General features: G+C 55.3%; 17 protein-coding genes and 1 riboswitch. Of the genes, 10 read left to right on the forward strand and 7 right to left on the reverse strand.

The window, feature by feature from the left end; genetic code table 11:
* From JK232_RS22485 to rpoC, 9 genes are all read left to right on the forward strand, one after another.
* On the forward strand, positions 1–73 hold a 73-nt coding region (locus JK232_RS22485; protein WP_131818057.1), incomplete at its 5' end, for an EF-Tu C-terminal domain-related protein.
* Between the two features lie 236 nt (positions 74–309).
* On the forward strand, positions 310–693 hold the full coding sequence (gene secE / locus JK232_RS22490; RefSeq protein WP_072933570.1) for a preprotein translocase subunit SecE: 384 nt from the start codon (positions 310–312) through the stop codon (positions 691–693).
* A gap of 1 nt (position 694) precedes the next feature.
* Positions 695–1,240 (forward strand): transcription termination/antitermination protein NusG, encoded by a 546-nt coding sequence (gene nusG / locus JK232_RS22495; protein WP_072933572.1) that lies wholly within the window; start codon positions 695–697, stop codon positions 1,238–1,240.
* Between the two features lie 165 nt (positions 1,241–1,405).
* Positions 1,406–1,834, forward strand: coding sequence for a 50S ribosomal protein L11 (gene rplK, locus JK232_RS22500; protein WP_072933574.1), 429 nt, complete (start codon positions 1,406–1,408; stop codon positions 1,832–1,834).
* Positions 1,835–1,837: 3 nt separating this feature from the next.
* Positions 1,838–2,542 carry a 50S ribosomal protein L1 gene (gene rplA / locus JK232_RS22505; protein WP_072933576.1) on the forward strand — a complete coding sequence of 235 codons (705 nt, stop codon included), beginning with the start codon at positions 1,838–1,840 and terminating at the stop codon, positions 2,540–2,542.
* Between the two features lie 310 nt (positions 2,543–2,852).
* Positions 2,853–3,350, forward strand: a complete 498-nt coding sequence (rplJ, locus tag JK232_RS22510) for a 50S ribosomal protein L10 (protein WP_072933578.1) — start codon at positions 2,853–2,855, stop codon at positions 3,348–3,350.
* Between the two features lie 63 nt (positions 3,351–3,413).
* A complete protein-coding gene (gene rplL / locus JK232_RS22515) occupies positions 3,414–3,779 on the forward strand; it encodes a 50S ribosomal protein L7/L12 (protein WP_072933580.1) in 366 nt (121 codons plus the stop codon).
* A gap of 328 nt (positions 3,780–4,107) precedes the next feature.
* A complete protein-coding gene (gene rpoB / locus JK232_RS22520) occupies positions 4,108–8,136 on the forward strand; it encodes a DNA-directed RNA polymerase subunit beta (RefSeq protein ID WP_072933582.1) in 4,029 nt (1,342 codons plus the stop codon).
* Positions 8,137–8,236: 100 nt separating this feature from the next.
* Entirely contained in the window at positions 8,237–12,457 is a 4,221-nt protein-coding gene (gene rpoC, locus JK232_RS22525; RefSeq protein ID WP_072933584.1) for a DNA-directed RNA polymerase subunit beta', read from the forward strand.
* Positions 12,458–12,826: 369 nt separating this feature from the next.
* Here rpoC and thiH read toward each other — a convergent pair whose 3' ends face one another.
* The 7 genes from thiH to JK232_RS22560 all read right to left on the reverse strand — a co-directional run bounded on the left by thiH (position 12,827) and on the right by JK232_RS22560 (position 19,050).
* On the reverse strand, positions 12,827–13,954 hold the full coding sequence (gene thiH / locus JK232_RS22530) for a 2-iminoacetate synthase ThiH (protein WP_212589713.1): 1,128 nt from the start codon (positions 13,952–13,954) through the stop codon (positions 12,827–12,829).
* The gene (locus tag JK232_RS22535) at positions 13,951–14,736 is read right to left on the reverse strand and encodes a thiazole synthase (RefSeq protein WP_072933588.1); all 786 of its coding nucleotides are present in this window, start codon (positions 14,734–14,736) and stop codon (positions 13,951–13,953) included. The genes thiH and JK232_RS22535 overlap by 4 nt, the downstream gene beginning before the upstream one ends.
* Position 14,737: 1 nt before the next feature.
* Entirely contained in the window at positions 14,738–14,938 is a 201-nt protein-coding gene (gene thiS, locus JK232_RS22540; RefSeq protein ID WP_072933590.1) for a sulfur carrier protein ThiS, read from the reverse strand.
* Positions 14,922–15,683, reverse strand: a complete 762-nt coding sequence (locus JK232_RS22545; RefSeq protein ID WP_101858388.1) for a HesA/MoeB/ThiF family protein — start codon at positions 15,681–15,683, stop codon at positions 14,922–14,924. Before JK232_RS22545 ends, thiS begins: the two co-directional genes overlap by 17 nt.
* Positions 15,673–16,323: a thiamine phosphate synthase gene (thiE, locus tag JK232_RS22550; protein WP_212589714.1), complete on the reverse strand. Its 651-nt coding sequence runs from the start codon at positions 16,321–16,323 to the stop codon at positions 15,673–15,675. The genes JK232_RS22545 and thiE overlap by 11 nt, the downstream gene beginning before the upstream one ends.
* Entirely contained in the window at positions 16,316–18,250 is a 1,935-nt protein-coding gene (gene thiC / locus JK232_RS22555; protein WP_212589715.1) for a phosphomethylpyrimidine synthase ThiC, read from the reverse strand. Before thiC ends, thiE begins: the two co-directional genes overlap by 8 nt.
* 109 nt (positions 18,251–18,359) lie before the next feature.
* Positions 18,360–18,475, reverse strand: a riboswitch (TPP riboswitch).
* A gap of 56 nt (positions 18,476–18,531) precedes the next feature.
* The gene (locus JK232_RS22560; protein WP_072933598.1) at positions 18,532–19,050 is read right to left on the reverse strand and encodes an Rsd/AlgQ family anti-sigma factor; all 519 of its coding nucleotides are present in this window, start codon (positions 19,048–19,050) and stop codon (positions 18,532–18,534) included.
* A gap of 98 nt (positions 19,051–19,148) precedes the next feature.
* Here JK232_RS22560 and nudC point away from each other — a divergent pair, with 98 nt between their 5' ends.
* The gene (nudC, locus tag JK232_RS22565; protein WP_101829348.1) at positions 19,149–19,952 is read left to right on the forward strand and encodes an NAD(+) diphosphatase; all 804 of its coding nucleotides are present in this window, start codon (positions 19,149–19,151) and stop codon (positions 19,950–19,952) included.
* The last annotated feature ends 79 nt before the right edge of the window (positions 19,953–20,031 follow it).

The following is a 20,031-nucleotide window of genomic DNA, read 5'->3' on the forward strand; positions in this document are numbered from 1 at the left end:
CGGTCTGCGTTTCGCAATCCGTGAAGGCGGCCGTACTGTTGGTGCGGGCGTTGTTGCTAAAGTTATCGCTTAATCGCTGATAATATTTGACGCAACACGCACTGAAAGGGCATCATTCGATGCCCTTTTCTACGCTGTGATGTTAGAACCTATCTCATCAGCGATTTTATGTCATAATCATTGGTGAGATGGGCTCTGAGCTATAGCGTAAATACCGAGTTTGCGCTCATACAGGGCATCGATCGGTTTGGTTTGCCTCGCGATGCGAGGCAAAGTTGTTTGTTCTAAATCATTGTGACAGGTTGGTTTATGAGTGCGAATACCGAAGCTCAAGGAAGCGGGCGCGGCCTGGAAGCGGTCAAATGGCTGGTTGTCGCTGCGCTGTTGGTTGTAGCTATTGTCGGTAACTATTTGTACCGCGAATACAACCTCCCGCTGCGCGCATTAGCTGTTGTGATCATTATCGCTATTGCCGGTGCCGTAGCGTTGATGACGACTAAAGGCAAGGCCACCGTCGCTTTTGCTCGTGAAGCACGTACTGAAGTGCGTAAGGTAATTTGGCCAACCCGCCAGGAAACGCTGCACACCACCTTAATCGTTGCCGCGGTCACTGCCGTGATGTCACTGATTTTGTGGGGACTGGATGGTATTCTGGTTCGCCTGGTATCGTTTATTACTGGCCTGAGGTTCTAAGATGTCTGAAGCTCCAAAAAAACGTTGGTACGTCGTTCAGGCGTTTTCCGGCTTTGAAGGCCGCGTAGCTCAATCGCTGCGTGAGCATATCAAATTACATGACATGGAAGAGCTGTTCGGCGACGTCATGGTCCCAACGGAAGAAGTGGTTGAGATCCGTGGTGGTCAGCGCCGTAAAAGCGAGCGTAAGTTCTTCCCTGGTTATGTTCTGGTCCAGATGGTAATGAACGATGCAAGCTGGCACTTAGTGCGCAGCGTACCGCGTGTGATGGGCTTCATCGGTGGTACTTCTGATCGCCCTGCACCTATCAGTGACAAAGAAGTCGACGCCATCATGAACCGCCTGCAGCAGGTAGGTGATAAGCCGCGTCCGAAGACCTTGTTCGAACCGGGCGAAATGGTGCGTGTCAACGATGGTCCGTTTGCTGACTTCAATGGTGTAGTGGAAGAAGTCGATTATGAAAAGAGCCGCCTGAAAGTCTCTGTTTCCATTTTCGGTCGTGCAACGCCGGTCGAACTGGATTTCAGCCAGGTCGAAAAAGGCTGATCGCTTTTTGTTCTGACATTGCCATTTGATAGTTGTAAGAGGCGCGAAATTGAACTACAATTTCGCGCCTTTTGTTTTTAGACGTTGCCATATCGGCAGCGGCTTAATGTAAAAAGAACGGGGAGCCTGCCAGCAGGCGATATAACCCAAATCGAGGATATTTAGATGGCCAAGAAAGTACAAGCCTACGTTAAGCTGCAAGTTGCAGCTGGTATGGCTAACCCGAGCCCACCGGTTGGTCCGGCTCTGGGTCAGCAGGGTGTTAACATCATGGAGTTCTGTAAGGCGTTCAATGCTAAGACTGACAGCATTGAAAAAGGTCTGCCGATCCCGGTTGTTATCACTGTTTACTCTGATCGCTCCTTCACTTTCGTTACCAAAACTCCGCCGGCAGCAGTGCTGCTGAAAAAAGCGGCTGGTATCAAGTCTGGTTCCGGTAAGCCGAACAAAGACAAAGTGGGTACCGTGACCCGTGCTCAGGTACGTGAAATCGCAGAAACCAAAGCTGCGGACATGACTGGTTCTGACGTTGAAGCGATGACTCGCTCCATCGAAGGTACTGCTCGTTCCATGGGCCTGGTAGTAGAGGATTAAGAGATGGCTAAGCTGACCAAGCGCATGCGCGTGATCCGTGACAAAGTTGATTCAACTAAACAGTATGACATCAACGAAGCCGTTGCCCTGCTGAAAGAGCTGGCTACTGCTAAATTCGTAGAAAGCGTTGACGTTGCCGTTAACCTCGGTATCGACGCTCGTAAATCTGACCAAAACGTTCGTGGTGCAACCGTTCTGCCGCACGGCACCGGTCGTTCTGTTCGCGTTGCTGTATTTACCCAGGGTGCAAACGCTGAAGCTGCTAAAGCTGCCGGCGCTGAACTGGTAGGTATGGAAGATCTGGCTGACCTGATCAAAAAAGGCGAAATGAACTTCGACGTTGTTATTGCTTCCCCGGATGCAATGCGCGTTGTAGGTCAACTGGGCCAGGTTCTGGGTCCGCGCGGCCTGATGCCAAACCCGAAAGTGGGTACCGTAACCCCTAACGTTGCTGAAGCAGTGAAAAACGCTAAAGCAGGTCAGGTTCGTTACCGTAACGACAAAAACGGCATCATCCACACCACCATTGGTAAAGTGGACTTCGACGCTGACAAACTGAAAGAAAACCTGGAAGCTCTGCTGGTTGCGCTGAAAAAAGCTAAACCATCTCAGGCTAAAGGCGTTTTCATCAAGAAAGTTAGCCTGTCCACCACTATGGGTGCAGGTGTTGCGGTTGACCAAAGCGGCCTGAACGCAGCAGCGAACTAATCGCTTTCTGCTTTTATCGCTTTACGCGGGCGGCAGATTTGTCTAGAATCTAACGCCCGTTGTTTTGCTAATTGCAAAACTCAGAATTTTTCGGTTGGAGCCTGGCCTATCCAGGCCTCCGTCCAAGACCGCAGGTGTGTCGAAAGGCACTTAATTTTCCTGCGTAGACGGTGACAGAGCCTGAAGAAAATTTTTTAATTGTCTTTGCTGGATTCTGCTCACCGTGTTTGAACGTCTGTCACCGATTCTCGGTAGCAGGCGAAGTGAGTTCCGGGGAATTATCCCCGGCCCAATCCAGGAGCAAAAGCTAATGGCATTAAATCTTCAAGACAAACAAGCGATTGTTGCTGAAGTCAACGAAGTAGCCAAAGGCGCGCTGTCTGCGGTTGTCGCGGATTCCCGTGGCGTTACCGTTGATAAAATGACCGAACTGCGTAAAGCAGGTCGTGAAGCTGGCGTGTACATGCGTGTTGTTCGTAACACCCTGATGCGCCGCGTCGTTGAAGGTACTCCGTTCGAGTGCCTGAAAGACACGTTTGTTGGTCCAACCTTGATTGCATTCTCTACTGAGCATCCGGGCGCTGCTGCTCGTCTGTTCAAAGAGTTCGCGAAAGCGAATGCAAAATTTGAGGTTAAAGCTGCGGCCTTTGAAGGTGAGCTGATCCCTGCGGCGCAAATCGACCGCTTGGCAACGCTGCCGACTTACGAAGAAGCAATCGCACGCCTGATGGCAACCATGAAAGAAGCCTCTGCAGGCAAACTGGTTCGCACTCTGGCTGCACTGCGCGATCAGAAAGACGCGGCTTAATCGCCCCCTTTTTTATTGCGTTGCTAACGTATAATCTATTTCTGAATTTTAGGAACAATTGTTATGTCTATCACTAAAGAGCAAATTCTGGACGCAGTTGCAGAAATGTCCGTAATGGACGTTGTTGAACTGATCTCCATGATGGAAGAAAAATTCGGCGTTTCCGCTGCTGCTGCTGTAGCTGTAGCTGCTGGCCCGGCTGAAGCTGTTGAAGAAAAAACCGAGTTCGACGTTGTACTGTCTGCTGTTGGCGCTAACAAAGTTGCTGTTATCAAAGCAGTACGTGGCGCAACCGGCCTGGGTCTGAAAGAAGCTAAAGACCTGGTAGAATCTGCTCCGGCAGTTCTGAAAGAAGGCATCAGCAAAGACGACGCTGAAGCTCTGAAAAAATCCCTGGAAGAAGCTGGTGCTTCTGTTGAAGTTAAATAATTTAACTTCCCAGGTTGCAGCCTGACTTAATAGGCTGATGGCTGGTGACTTTTTGGTCACCAGCCTTTTTGCGCTATAGGGTGTCAGTGATGTTTCACACTGTTTGATCACTGAACAACCCCAATATTTATTTCTATCGACGCCTTAATATACTGCCGTTCCCTGCGACAGACCGCTATCTGTCCCACAGCGCAATGAAATGATTTAAGAGTGATAGAAACAGGTATTGCGGAAAGTCTTTCGCTTTCCGATCGACATAAACGGTGTTGTATGAACTGTCCTTTAGGGCGGACAGAGTGGGTCACTGATCAGCGAGCTGAGGAACCCTATGGTTTACTCCTATACCGAGAAAAAACGCATTCGTAAGGACTTTGGTAAACGTCCACAAGTTCTGGACATACCATATCTCCTTTCTATCCAGCTTGACTCGTTCCAGAAGTTTATCGAGCAAGATCCAGAAGGGCAGTACGGGCTTGAAGCGGCATTCCGTTCTGTTTTTCCCATCCAGAGCTACAGCGGTAATTCAGAGCTGCAATACGTTAGCTACCGTCTTGGTGAGCCGGTATTCGACGTAAAAGAGTGCCAGATCCGCGGTGTAACTTATTCTGCGCCACTGCGTGTGAAACTGCGCCTGGTTATCTATGAGCGCGAGGCACCGGAAGGCACCGTTAAAGACATCAAGGAACAAGAAGTCTACATGGGCGAAATTCCGCTCATGACCGAAAACGGTACCTTTGTTATTAACGGGACTGAGAGGGTTATCGTATCTCAGCTGCACCGTAGTCCTGGCGTCTTCTTTGACAGCGATAAGGGTAAAACCCACTCATCGGGTAAAGTGCTGTATAACGCACGTATCATCCCTTACCGCGGGTCCTGGTTGGACTTCGAGTTCGACCCGAAAGACAACCTCTTTGTGCGTATCGACCGTCGTCGTAAATTGCCGGCGACCATTATTCTGCGCGCATTGAGCTACACCACTGAGCAGATCCTTGATCTGTTCTTCGACAAAGTTGTCTTCGAGATTCGTGACAACAAGTTGCAGATGGAACTCGTTCCTGAGCGCCTGCGTGGTGAAACCGCGTCCTTCGATATCGAAGCGGACGGTAAGCAATATGTCGAAAAAGGCCGCCGTATCACGGCTCGCCATATCCGCCAGCTGGAAAAAGATGACGTTAAAAGCATCGAAGTTCCGGTTGAATACATCGCGGGTAAAGTGGTCGCTAAAGACTACATCGACGAAAGCACCGGTGAACTGATCTGTGCAGCGAACATGGAACTGTCCATGGACCTGCTGGCTAAACTGAGCCAATCCGGTCACAAGCGCATTGAAACGCTGTTCACCAACGACCTGGATCACGGTGCCTATATCTCCGAGACCCTGCGTGTTGATCCAACCAGCGATCGTCTGAGCGCATTGGTTGAGATTTACCGCATGATGCGTCCGGGTGAGCCGCCGACACGCGAAGCAGCGGAAACGCTGTTCGAGAACCTGTTCTTCTCCGAAGATCGTTATGATCTCTCTGCCGTTGGCCGGATGAAGTTCAACCGTTCTCTGCTGCGTGATGAGATCGAAGGTTCCGGTATCCTGAGCAAAGACGACATCATTCAGGTGATGAAGAAGCTCATCGGTATCCGTAACGGTAAAGGCGAAGTCGATGATATCGACCACCTGGGCAACCGTCGCATCCGTTCTGTGGGTGAGATGGCGGAAAACCAATTCCGTGTTGGCCTGGTACGTGTAGAGCGTGCGGTGAAAGAGCGTCTGTCCCTGGGCGATCTGGACACCCTGATGCCACAGGACATGATCAACGCTAAGCCGATTTCGGCGGCGGTGAAAGAGTTCTTCGGCTCCAGCCAGCTGTCCCAGTTTATGGATCAGAACAACCCGTTGTCTGAGATTACGCACAAACGTCGTATCTCTGCACTGGGCCCAGGCGGTCTGACCCGTGAACGTGCCGGCTTTGAAGTGCGTGACGTACACCCAACCCACTACGGTCGTGTGTGCCCAATCGAAACGCCGGAAGGTCCGAACATCGGTCTGATCAACTCCCTGTCTGTGTACGCACAGACTAACGAGTACGGTTTCCTGGAAACCCCGTACCGTCGTGTGGTTGACGGCGTTGTGACCGACGAGATTCACTATCTGTCTGCGATTGAAGAAGGCAACTTCGTTATTGCTCAGGCGAACACCAACCTGGATGAAGAAGGCCACTTCGTAGACGATTTGGTTACCTGCCGCAGCAAGGGCGAATCAAGCCTGTTCAGCCGCGACCAGGTTGACTATATGGACGTATCCACCCAGCAGGTTGTTTCTGTTGGTGCATCCCTGATTCCATTCCTGGAACACGATGACGCCAACCGTGCATTGATGGGTGCGAACATGCAACGTCAGGCGGTTCCGACCCTGCGCGCTGATAAGCCGCTGGTAGGTACCGGTATGGAACGTGCAGTTGCGGTCGACTCCGGGGTAACCTCCGTAGCGAAACGTGGCGGTACTGTTCAGTACGTTGATGCATCCCGTATCGTTATCAAAGTTAACGAAGAAGAGATGCATGCCGGCGAAGCAGGTATCGACATTTATAACCTGACCAAGTACACCCGTTCGAACCAGAACACCTGCATCAACCAGATGCCGTGTGTCTCTCTGGGCGAGCCGATCGAGCGCGGCGACGTGCTGGCTGACGGCCCGTCTACTGACCTGGGCGAACTGGCACTGGGCCAGAACATGCGCGTCGCGTTCATGCCGTGGAACGGCTACAACTTCGAAGACTCCATTTTGGTCTCCGAGCGCGTGGTGCAGGAAGATCGCTTCACCACTATCCACATCCAGGAACTGGCGTGTGTGTCCCGTGACACCAAGCTGGGGCCAGAAGAGATCACCGCAGACATCCCGAACGTGGGTGAAGCGGCACTCTCCAAACTGGATGAATCCGGTATCGTGTATATCGGTGCTGAAGTGACCGGTGGCGACATTCTGGTTGGTAAGGTAACGCCGAAAGGTGAAACCCAGCTGACGCCGGAAGAGAAACTGCTGCGTGCTATCTTCGGTGAGAAAGCGTCGGACGTGAAAGATTCGTCCCTGCGCGTACCGAACGGCGTTTCCGGTACGGTTATCGATGTCCAGGTCTTTACCCGCGATGGCGTGGAAAAAGACAAACGTGCATTGGAAATCGAAGAGATGCAGCTGAAGCAGGCGAAAAAAGACCTGACTGAAGAACTGCAGATCCTGGAAGCCGGCCTGTTTGCCCGTATCCACAGCGCACTGGTCGCCGGTGGTGTTGAAGCAGACAAACTGAGCAAACTGCCGCGTGACCGTTGGCTGGAGCTTTCGCTGACTGATGAAGCGAAGCAAAACCAACTGGAACAGCTGGCTGAGCAGTACGACGAACTGAAATCTGACTTCGAGAAGAAGCTGGAAGCCAAGCGTCGTAAGATCACCCAGGGCGACGATCTGGCACCAGGCGTGCTGAAGATTGTTAAAGTGTATCTGGCCGTTAAACGTCAGATCCAGCCGGGTGACAAGATGGCAGGCCGCCACGGGAACAAAGGTGTTATCTCCAAGATCAACCCGATCGAAGATATGCCTTACGATGAAAACGGTACGCCGGTTGACATCGTTCTGAACCCGCTGGGCGTTCCGTCCCGTATGAACATCGGTCAGATTCTGGAAACCCACTTGGGTATGGCCGCGAAAGGCATTGGTGAAAAGATCAATGCTATGCTGAAGAAACAGGAAGAAGTTTCCAAGCTGCGCGAATTCATCCAGAAAGCGTACGATTTGGGCGACGATGTTCGTCAGAAGGTTGATCTGAACACCTTCTCTGATGACGAAGTATTGCGCCTGGCAGAGAACCTGAAAAAAGGTATGCCGATCGCGACGCCTGTCTTCGATGGTGCAAAAGAGAAAGAGATCAAGGAACTGTTACAGCTGGGTGGCCTGCCGACTTCCGGTCAGATCACACTGTTCGACGGTCGTACCGGTGAGCAATTCGAGCGCCAGGTTACCGTGGGCTACATGTACATGCTGAAACTGAACCACTTGGTTGATGACAAGATGCACGCGCGTTCTACCGGTTCTTACAGCCTGGTTACTCAGCAGCCGCTGGGTGGTAAGGCACAGTTCGGTGGTCAGCGCTTCGGTGAGATGGAAGTATGGGCACTGGAAGCGTACGGTGCTGCCTACACGCTGCAAGAAATGCTTACTGTCAAGTCGGATGACGTCAACGGCCGTACCAAGATGTATAAGAACATCGTGGATGGCAACCATCAGATGGAGCCAGGCATGCCGGAATCCTTCAACGTACTGTTGAAAGAGATCCGCTCACTGGGTATCAACATCGAACTGGAAGGCGATTAATTCCCTCTCTCTGTTCGATAGTGCAGTTCGCACTCGTCACAGGGGTGCCTGAATTTCGGTTCAGGCACCTGACAGGTCTAACTCCGACAGGAGCCAATCCGTGAAAGACTTATTGAAGTTTCTGAAAGCGCAAACTAAAACCGAAGAGTTTGATGCGATCAAAATTGCTCTGGCATCGCCGGACATGATCCGTTCCTGGTCTTTTGGTGAAGTTAAAAAGCCGGAAACGATCAACTACCGTACGTTCAAACCTGAGCGTGACGGCCTTTTCTGTGCCCGTATCTTTGGGCCGGTTAAAGATTACGAATGCCTGTGCGGTAAGTACAAGCGTTTAAAACACCGTGGTGTTATCTGTGAGAAGTGTGGCGTTGAAGTTACCCAGACTAAAGTGCGCCGTGAGCGTATGGGTCACATCGAGCTGGCCTCTCCGACTGCCCACATCTGGTTCCTGAAATCGCTGCCGTCCCGCATCGGTTTGCTGCTGGATATGCCGCTGCGTGACATCGAGCGCGTGCTTTACTTCGAATCCTACGTGGTGGTTGAAGGTGGCATGACCAACCTTGAGCGCCGTCAGATCCTGACTGAAGAGCAGTATCTGGACGCGCTGGAAGAGTTTGGTGACGAATTCGACGCGAAGATGGGTGCAGAAGCGATCCAGGCCCTGTTGAAAAACATGGATCTGGAAGCAGAGTGCGAGCAGCTGCGTGAAGAGCTGAACGAAACCAACTCTGAAACCAAGCGTAAGAAGCTGACCAAGCGTATCAAGCTGCTGGAAGCGTTCGTACAGTCCGGTAACAAGCCGGAGTGGATGATCCTGACCGTGCTGCCGGTACTGCCGCCGGATCTGCGTCCGCTGGTTCCATTGGATGGCGGCCGTTTTGCAACGTCTGATCTGAACGACCTTTACCGTCGTGTGATCAACCGTAACAACCGTCTGAAACGCCTGCTGGATCTGGCTGCGCCTGACATCATCGTGCGCAACGAAAAGCGTATGCTGCAAGAAGCGGTAGACGCCCTGCTGGACAACGGCCGTCGCGGTCGCGCCATCACCGGCTCGAACAAGCGTCCGCTGAAGTCCCTGGCAGACATGATCAAAGGTAAGCAAGGTCGTTTCCGTCAGAACCTGCTGGGTAAACGTGTCGACTACTCTGGTCGTTCCGTTATCACCGTAGGTCCGTACCTGCGTCTGCATCAGTGCGGCCTGCCGAAGAAAATGGCGCTGGAACTGTTCAAGCCGTTCATCTATGGCAAGCTGGAACTGCGTGGCCTCGCGACCACCATTAAAGCCGCCAAGAAAATGGTTGAGCGCGAAGAAGCCGTGGTCTGGGACATCCTGGATGAAGTTATCCGTGAGCACCCGGTCCTGCTGAACCGTGCACCGACGCTGCACCGTCTGGGTATCCAGGCGTTTGAGCCGGTACTGATTGAAGGTAAAGCGATCCAGCTGCACCCGCTGGTTTGTGCGGCATACAACGCCGACTTCGACGGTGACCAGATGGCTGTTCACGTACCGCTGACGCTGGAAGCCCAGCTGGAAGCGCGTGCGCTGATGATGTCCACCAACAACATTCTGTCTCCGGCGAACGGCGAGCCAATCATCGTTCCGTCTCAGGACGTTGTACTGGGCCTGTACTACATGACCCGTGACTGTGTTAACGCCAAAGGCGAAGGCATGGTACTGACAGGGCCGAAAGAAGCTGAGCGTATTTACCGCGCCGGCCTGGCATCCCTGCATGCACGCGTCAAAGTGCGTATCACTGAAGATGTGAAGAACACCGAAGGCGAGTGGGAAACCAAGACCTCCATCGTGGACACCACGATCGGTCGTGCAATCCTGTGGATGATCGTACCGAACGGCCTGCCGTTCTCTATCGTCAACCAGCCGCTGGGCAAGAAAGCGATCTCCAAAATGCTGAACACCTGTTACCGCATTTTGGGCCTGAAGCCGACTGTTATCTTCGCTGACCAGATTATGTACACCGGTTTTGCCTACGCGGCACGTTCTGGTGCGTCTGTTGGTATCGACGACATGGTGATTCCGGAGAAGAAAGCCGAGATCATCGAAGAAGCCGAAACCGAAGTGGCCGAGATCCAGGAGCAGTTCCAGTCTGGTCTGGTTACCGCGGGCGAACGCTACAACAAAGTGATCGATATCTGGGCTGCCGCCAACGAACGCGTTGCAAAAGCGATGATGGAAAACCTGTCTGTTGAAGACGTGGTTAACCGTGACGGCGAAGTTGAGCAACAAGTCTCGTTCAACAGCATCTTTATGATGGCCGACTCCGGTGCGCGTGGTTCTGCAGCACAGATTCGTCAGCTAGCAGGTATGCGTGGTCTGATGGCGAAGCCGGATGGCTCCATCATCGAAACGCCGATCACCGCAAACTTCCGTGAAGGTCTGAACGTACTCCAGTACTTCATCTCCACGCACGGTGCGCGTAAAGGTCTGGCGGATACCGCACTGAAAACCGCGAACTCCGGTTACCTGACCCGTCGTCTGGTTGACGTGGCGCAGGACCTGGTGGTGACCGAAGACGATTGTGGTACCCACGAAGGTATCATGATGACCCCGGTTATCGAGGGTGGCGATGTTAAAGAGCCGCTGCGTGAGCGTGTACTGGGCCGTGTAACGGCAGAAGACGTGCTGAAGCCGGGTACGGCGGACATTCTGGTTCCGCGTAACACCCTGCTGAACGAGAAGACGTGTGATCTGTTAGAAGAGAACTCTGTCGACGCCGTGAAAGTACGCTCTGTAGTAGGTTGTGAAACCGACTTTGGTGTGTGTGCAAACTGCTACGGTCGCGACCTGGCACGTGGCCACATCATCAACAAAGGTGAAGCAGTCGGTGTTATTGCAGCACAGTCCATCGGTGAGCCGGGTACCCAGCTGACGATGCGTACGTTCCACATTGGTGGTGCGGCATCTCGTGCGGCAGCAGAGTCCAGCATTCAGGTTAAGAACAAAGGTAGCCTGAAGCTGAGCAACGCGAAACACGTGACCAACTCTAACGGTAAACTGGTTATCACCTCGCGTAACACCGAGCTGAAACTGATCGACGAATTCGGTCGTACCAAAGAGAGCTATAAAGTGCCTTACGGCTCGGTCATGGCAAAAGGTGATGGTCAGGAAGTTAACGCGGGCGAAACCGTGGCTAACTGGGATCCGCACACCATGCCGGTTATCAGTGAAGTGAGTGGTTTCATCCGCTTTGCTGATATGGTCGACACCCAGACCATTACCCGTCAGACAGATGACCTTACCGGTCTGTCGTCTATCGTGGTACTGGACAGCGCAGAACGTACCGGTAGCGGTAAAGATCTGCGTCCGGCACTGAAAATCGTAACCGCCAACGGCGATGACGTTCTGATTCCAGGCACTGATATGCCTGCTCAGTACTTCCTGCCGGGTAAAGCGATTGTTCAGCTGGAAGACGGTGTTGAGATCAACGCAGGTGACACCCTGGCGCGTATTCCGCAGGAATCCGGCGGTACCAAGGACATCACCGGTGGTCTGCCGCGTGTTGCTGACCTGTTCGAAGCACGTCGTCCGAAAGAGCCGGCAATCCTGGCTGAAATCAGCGGGATTATCTCCTTCGGTAAAGAGACCAAAGGCAAGCGTCGCCTGGTGATCACGCCGCTGGACGGCAGCGATCCGTACGAAGAGATGATTCCGAAATGGCGTCAGCTCAACGTGTTTGAAGGTGAACGTGTAGAGCGCGGTGACGTTGTGTCTGACGGCCCGGAATCTCCGCACGACATCCTCCGCCTGCGTGGTGTTCACGCGGTGACTCGTTACATCGTTAACGAAGTGCAGGACGTTTACCGTCTGCAAGGCGTTAAGATTAACGATAAGCACATTGAGGTTATCGTTCGTCAGATGCTGCGTAAAGGCACCATTGCCAGCGCAGGCAGCTCTGAGTTCCTGGAAGGCGAGCAGGCTGAAGTGTCTCGCGTCAAGATTGCCAACCGTCAGCTGGAAGCTGATGGCAAGATCGCAGCAACGTACCATCGTGACCTGCTGGGTATCACCAAGGCATCTCTGGCGACTGAGTCCTTCATCTCTGCGGCATCGTTCCAGGAAACGACGCGTGTTCTTACGGAAGCGGCTGTTGCCGGTAAACGTGATGAACTGCGCGGCCTGAAAGAAAACGTCATCGTGGGCCGTCTGATCCCAGCCGGTACCGGTTACGCTTACCATCAGGATCGTATGCGTCGTCGTGCACAGAATGAAGAACCAGTGGTTCCTCAGGTGAGCGCGGAAGAAGCCACAGCCAACCTGGCTGAGCTGCTGAACGCCGGTCTGGGTGGCAACGACGAGTAATCGTTGCGCCTGTGACAGCCAAGCACATAAAACCGCCCCTCCGGGGGCGGTTTTTTTTTGCCGGCAGAAAAGGGCGGGCCGTGTGCAGGCAGAAGGTACAAGGCGCAGCGCACCAGCCAGCACGCCGTACGACGTTCAGCTAAAAGAAACATTCCACCAAAAGAAACATCCCACTAAAAGAAACGGCGGCTGGTCACTAAGACACAGCCGCCGTGATGAGAAGCAAAGCGTCATGGCCTTATTCGCTTTGGTCATCCGTCACCGGAAGACGCAGCCACTTTACCCGTCCAGGCCATACATACCAGTGTGCTTTCCCGACCCTGGAAACGCCCTCGTAAAGAGAATATGGTTTGCAGCAATGCCTTTGCTTTATTGCGGTGCTCTTCCCAAATACCCATCCCAGTCTTTCCACACGGGTTGTAAACCGGCGCGGGTAAGCGCATGTGCAACCTGGCGAGGCGAGCGATCGTCATGCGGGGCAAACTGTTCCAATTCGGGATGATCATCGGCATAACCGCCCGGCTGTGTTTTTGAACCGGCACTGACGTTGGTAATCGCCAGTGGGATCAGGTTATCGCGGAAATAGGGCGATTCACGGGTGGAAAGTGTCAGCTCCGTGTCCGGTGCCAGCAGACGAAACGCACAGATCAGTTGCACCAGCTGAGGCTCGCTCATCAGGGAGGCGGGTTCAATGCCGCCGGTGCAGGGGCGCAAACGGGGAAAGGCGATGGAGTACCGGCTCTGCCAGTAATGTTGCTGAAGGTAGAGCAGATGTTCTGCCACCATATAGCAGTCAGTCCGCCAGCTTTCAGACAAGCCAATCAGCGCACCTAACCCTATTTTATCTATCCCGGCGCGACCCAGGCGATCGGGCGTGTCCAGCCGCCAGAAGAAGTCCTGTTTCTGGCCGCGCAGGTGATGCTGTTGGTAAGTCGCCGCGTGATACGTCTCCTGATAGACCAGCACACCATCCAGCCCAAGTGTTTTCAGCTCGGCATAGTCCGCCTGTGAAAGCGGCTGAACCTCAATCATCAGCGAACTGAACTGACGGCGGATTGCGCCGAAGTGTTGGCGGAAGTAATCCATACCCACTTTGGTTTTATGCTCGCCGGTCACCAGCAGTAAATGTTCAAAGCCCAGCGCCTTGATGGCCGCACACTCGCGCGCAATCTCTGCCGCATCCAGCGTTTTGCGCTTAATACGGTTACTCATCGAAAACCCGCAATAGGTGCATTCGTTGGCACAGAGGTTAGAGAGGTAGAGCGGGACGTAAAAACTGACGGTGTTGCCGAAGCGCTGGCGCGTCAGGCGCTGTGCCCGTTGCGCCAGCGGCTCAAGATACGCCAGCCCGGCCGGGGAAATCAGCGCCATGAAATCCTCACGCGTCACTTTCTCCGCTGCCAGCGCCTGCTCAACATCCTGTGCCGTTTTACTGTGAATGCGGTGGGTCAGGTCTTCCCAGTTAAGGTGCTGCCAATAGTCACTGAAGTTTTTCATAGCAGCCGATCCCCTTTGCCGTGGCTGAGGAAAGCGGTCAACGGGCTGGAGGCGGAAGCCTGAGAAAGCCTGGGTGCGCTGCCGCTGTGGTGCGCCAGTTGCCCGGCCTCCACCGCCAGTCGGAACGCTTTCGCCATCGTGACCGGATCGCGCGCCACGGCAATCGCGGTATTCACCAGTACGGCATCTGCGCCCAATTCCATCGCCTGCGCGGCATGGCTCGGCACGCCGATGCCGGCGTCCACCACCACCGGCACCTGCGCCTGTTCGATAATGATTTCAAGGAAATCGCGGGTTTTAAGCCCCTGATTGGAGCCAATCGGTGAACCGAGCGGCATCACCGCAGCGCAGCCCACTTCCTCCAGACGTTTGCACAGTACTGGGTCAGCCCCGCAATAGGGCAACACCACGAACCCCAGTTTCACCAGTTTTTCTGCGGCTTTCAGCGTCTCCACCGCATCCGGCAGCAGGTATTTTACGTCCGGGTGAATCTCGAGTTTGACCCAATGGGTGCCCAGCGCCTCCCGTGCCAGTTGTGCCGCAAAAATCGCCTCATCTGCGGTTTTCGCACCGGAGGTATTCGGCAGCAGCCGCACGCCCAGTTCGCGTAGCGGAGCCAGAATCGCGTCGTTACCCCCATGCAAATCCACGCGTTTCATCGCCATCGTCACCAGTTGGGAGCCGGAGGCCGCCAGCGCGGCTTGCATTACGGCGGCACTGGCAAATTTACCGGTACCGGTAAACAGGGAAGATTCAAAGGTTACATCCGAAATAGTCAGCATCTCAGCCTCCGGCGATGGCCTGAAACAGCAGGATGGCATCCCCATCCTGCACCTGATGAGTCTCCCACTGCGCGCGGGGGATAATGGTCTGGTTAACCGCCAGTGCGGTACCCGGTTGCAAGCGATCGAGCTGGTGGAGCAGTGCGCTCAGGGTCATGTCCGGGGTAAAAGGTAATGTCTGGTCGTTAACGTGTATTGCCATGCCGGCCTCCACAGACAGCACAACCGGCGTCAGCGCTGAGTTGCAAGGTGGCCCAGCTTTGCTGTTTCCCATCGAACAGGCGTAATTTTCCCGCCAGGGCGACCGGCATCCCGGCCAGCATTTTGATCGCTTCCAGCGCCTGCAGCGTACCGATGACCCCGACCACCGGCCCCAATACGCCCGCCGTGCGGCAGTTGCGCTGCGGAAGGCTCTGATCGGGGTAAAGGCAGGCGTAGCAACCGTGCGCGAAGGGCGGCGTCAGTACCAGCAGTTGCCCGCTGAAGCCCACGGCGCTGCCGCTGATCAGCGGTTTCTCCAACTGGATGCAGGCCTGGTTAACCGCATGGCGGGTAGCCATGTTGTCGCTGCAATCCAGAACCAGATCCACCTCATGGACGGCCTCGAGCAGTGCCTGATCCTGCATCCGCAGCGGCAGCGCCACCGGCTCGATCAAGGGGTTAAGATCCTGGATCTGGCGTTTCGCCAGTTGCGCTTTGCTTTTATGGAGATCATGGGTGCGGTAGAGGATCTGCCGCTGGAGGTTGGTGATCTCCAGCTGATCGTCATCCGCCAGCAGGATCTTGCCGACCCCGGCCGCCGCCAAATAGAGCGCCGCCGGTGATCCCAGCCCGCCGAGACCGACAATCAGTACCGTCGCGGCCTGAAGTTTTTCCTGCCCCTCCGGGCCGACCTCCTCCAGCAACAGCTGGCGGCTGTAACGCAGAAACGCGTCATCACTGAGCATGGTCGGCCTCCTCGCAGGCAGCCATCAGCGCAGCGGTCGCGGCGCGCCAGTCTTCAGCCTGGGTAATGGCGCTCACCACGGCAATGCTGCCGACGCCGGTAGCCAACACCGCCGGCGCGCGCGCCAGGGAAATCCCGCCAATGGCGACGGTAGGGTATTCACCGTTCAGGTGTCGGATATGCCGCGCCAGATCCACCAGCCCCTGAGGGGCGGAGGGCATCTGTTTGGTCTGGGTCGGGAAAATATGGCCCAGCGCGATATAAGAAGGGCGCACGGCAACCGCCCGCGCCAGTTCCTGATCATCATGGGTTGAGACGCCCAGCCGCAGCCCGGCGCGATGGATGGCCGCCAGATCAGCGGTATCCAGATCTTCCTGGCCCAGATGCACGCCATAAGCCCGGTGTTTAATCGCAAGCTGCCAATAATCATTGATAAACAGCCGGGCCTGATACGCATGGCCGAGGGCAATCGCCTCCACGATCGCCGGCTCCGCGTATTCGTCCGGCAGATCCTTGATGCGCAGCTGCAACGTCTTCACCCCGGCGTCCAGCAGGCGCGCAATCCACGCCACGCTGTCAACCACCGGGTAGAGCCCCAGCCGGTGCGGCACCGGCGGGAACGGGGAAGGGAGATTATTCATCGCCGGCCTCCGGTTGCAGTACAGCGGCCGGATGATACAGCTCACCGCCGTGGGCGCGGAATTCCGTCGACATCTGCGCCATACCGGCATCACGCGCGTCAACCGGGTGGGCGGCCGCATAATCACGGACCTCCTGTGAGATTTTCATCGAACAGAATTTTGGTCCGCACATGGAGCAGAAGTGGGCCACCTTGCCGGACTCCTGCGGCAGAGTTTCATCGTGATAAGCACGGGCCGTTTCCGGATCGAGCGCCAGATTAAACTGATCTTCCCAACGGAATTCAAAACGGGCTTTGGACATGGCATTGTCGCGGATCTGTGCGCCGGGGTGGCCTTTAGCCAGATCGGCGGCATGGGCGGCGATTTTGTAGGTAATCAGCCCTTGCTTCACATCCTCTTTATTCGGCAGGCCAAGGTGCTCCTTCGGCGTGACGTAACAGAGCATGGCGCAGCCAAACCAGCCGATCATGGCTGCGCCGATGCCGGAGGTGAAGTGGTCATAACCGGGGGCGATATCCGTAGTCAGCGGCCCAAGGGTGTAGAACGGCGCTTCGTGGCAGTGTTCCAGCTCCTCGGTCATATTGCGGCGGATCATATGCATCGGCACATGGCCGGGGCCTTCAATCATCACCTGCACATCATATTCCCAGGCGATTTTTGTCAGCTCGCCCAGGGTGTGCAGTTCGGCAAACTGCGCCTCGTCATTGGCATCCTGAATAGAACCGGGGCGCAGGCCGTCACCCAGCGACAGCGCCACGTCATAAGCGGCGCAGATTTCACAAATCTCGCGGAAGTGCTGGTAGAGGAAATTTTCCTGATGGTGCGACAGGCACCATTTCGCCATGATTGAGCCGCCGCGTGACACAATACCGGTCAGGCGCTTGGCGGTCATCGGCACATAGCGCAGCAACACCCCTGCGTGAATGGTGAAGTAGTCCACGCCCTGTTCTGCCTGCTCCAGCAGGGTGTCGCGGAACATCGCCCAGGTGAGGTTTTCGGCGATGCCGTTGACCTTTTCCAGTGCCTGATAGATCGGCACGGTGCCGATTGGGACCGGGCTGTTACGCAGAATCCATTCACGCGTCTCATGAATATAACGGCCGGTGGAGAGATCCATCACGGTGTCGGCACCCCAGCGGGTAGCCCACACCAGCTTTTCCACTTCCTCTTCAATCGATGAGGTCACGGCGGAATTGCCGATATTGGCGTTCACCTTTACCAGGAAGTTGCGGCCGATGATCATCGGTTCCGATTCCGGGTGATTAATGTTGGCCGGGATAATGGCCCGCCCGGCGGCCACTTCCTGGCGCACAAATTCCGGGGTGATGTTGGGCGGCAACAGGGCGCCAAAGCTCTGGCCGGGGTGCTGGTGGCGCAACACCTCGCTGCGCACGCGCTCACGGCCCATGTTTTCCCGCAGGGCGATGAACTCCATTTCCGGCGTAATGATGCCCTGGCGGGCGTAATGCAGTTGCGTTACCCGGCGGCCCGCTTTGGCGCGCTTCGGCTGGGGCAGGTGGTCAAACCGAAGATGGTCCAGCCCTTCATCCGCCAGCCGTTGCTGGGTAAAACCGGAGCTGACGTGGGGCAGCGCTTCGGTGTCATTGCGCTCCTCAATCCAGCCGGCGCGGTGTTTGGGCAGCCCGGCGCGGACATCCAGCGTGGCGGCGGCATCGCCATAAGGCCCGGCGGTGTCATACACCGGCACTGCTTCATTCGGTTCGGTATGCGCGTCATCCTGACGGCTGCCGATCTGCGTCGGGCTGAGCCGGATTTCACGCATCGGCACCCGGATGTCAGGGCGTGACCCTTCCAGATAGATGCGGTGTGAGTTGGGGAACGTGACGCCCTGCAGGGTGTCGATGAAATCCTGTGCGTCAGCACGCTGCTGCTGGCGGCGGGATACAGGGATGTGGCGGGTAGACATAGCAAATTCCTTCCAATTGAGTATGGGAACGTTGCTTGTCTGGAGCGCTTTCGGCGGGAGTAACAGAATAGGGCCGGGCGCGGCACGACCATAAGGCGCGCAGGCCAGGCACTGGATTACTCTTGTTCCCTTCGCGGGTACTAACCCGATCAGGTTCCGCGGATCCCGAATTAACGGTCTCAGCCCGGCATCAAGATGATGCGCTAGGCACTCCGACAAGAAGCCTCATTGTATGAGGCGGTTAAAAAACAGCAACCCCCGGCAGGGGCGGCTGTGACTGCTTAGGCAGGGCGGGCCAGCGTTGAATCGTTGGCCACCGGCTGCTGAAGAGGCAATGACGCGGCGTCAAACGCCAGCGCAATCAACTGATCTTCCAGCTGGAAACGGGCATCCAGAGCCACGCCCACATCGGACAGACCCTGATGGAATTCAAAAATGTGGTCATCCTCGATCACGGTCTCGGTATAGCGGTCGTGGAACGCCATCACGGTTTCCGTGTTTTGCTGTAACGCCGGGTAGATTTGCGACGTCACCAGCATACGTGGGCTGTCTGACCCTTCAATATCCTGAATGATTTTGTCGTACAGATGGAAATGGCCGGCAGAGAGATAGTCCACCAGTTGATGACAAAAGTTTTTCAGGGCTTCTTCATCCAGCGGCGCATGTTTCTCTTTGTTGGGTTTTAACCCGACCAGGGTGCAATAGGCGACTAATAGCTCTTTACGTGCATGCAGCCATTGATCAATCAACTCATTACTGCCGCCGACGCGTTGAGTCAGTTTTTCCAGACGGTTTAGCATGGTGAACTCCATGAGCAGGAAAGCGTGTTTAATCGTTACTAATATGTAAAAGTCTCAATTCCAGAGTGTCAGTGTCGTCGAGGTTATGCAACAACAATATGGAAATTCAACTCACAGATAAACACAACGGCTGGTGGGTCATCAGCCACGAAGGAAAATTGTGGCTGCCGAAAGGTGAGTTACCCTTTGGTGCGGCAACAGAATTTTCCGTGATTGGCCTGCCTGCACGGCAAATTGGCGAATGGCAGGGCGCGCCGGTGTGGCTGGTGCGCGAGCCACGGCCAAGCGAGATGGCCTCCGTCCGGCAACTGCTCGACCAGGACCGCGATTTGTTCCAGCTGGTCGGCCGCGGCATACAGCTGGCGGAGTTCTACCGCTCGCACCGTTTCTGCGGCTACTGCGGCCATGAAATGGAGCACAGCAAACGGGAGTGGGCGGTGCTCTGCCCGCATTGCCATGAGCGCTACTACCCGCAGATTGCCCCCTGCATGATTGTCGCCATCCGCCGGGGTGAAGAGATCCTGCTGGCGCAGCACGTCCGCCACCGTAACGGCATCCACACTGTGCTGGCCGGGTTTGTTGAGGTCGGGGAGACGATGGAGCAAGCGGTAGCGCGTGAGGTGATGGAAGAGAGTAACCTCCGGGTTAAAAATCTGCGCTACGTCAGCTCACAGCCGTGGCCGTTCCCCAATTCGCTGATGATGGCCTTTATGGCCGACTACGACAGCGGCGACATCCGCCACGATCCGAAGGAGCTGCTGAGCGCCGGCTGGTATCGCTACGATCAGTTGCCGATGCTGCCGCCGGCCGGCACCATCGCCCGGCGGTTGATTGAAGACACCGTTGCGTTGTGCCGCGCAGAAGGCGACAGCACGCCCCCGCACGAGACAGAATCCGCGTGATACTTATCGGAGTAATACACATCGGCGTCACACATAATCCGCGTGATACAGACTCCGCGTGATAAAATGCCGGCGGATT

It is taken from the genome of Nissabacter archeti, from assembly GCF_018257325.1.
GTDB lineage: Bacteria > Pseudomonadota > Gammaproteobacteria > Enterobacterales > Enterobacteriaceae > Chimaeribacter > Chimaeribacter arupi.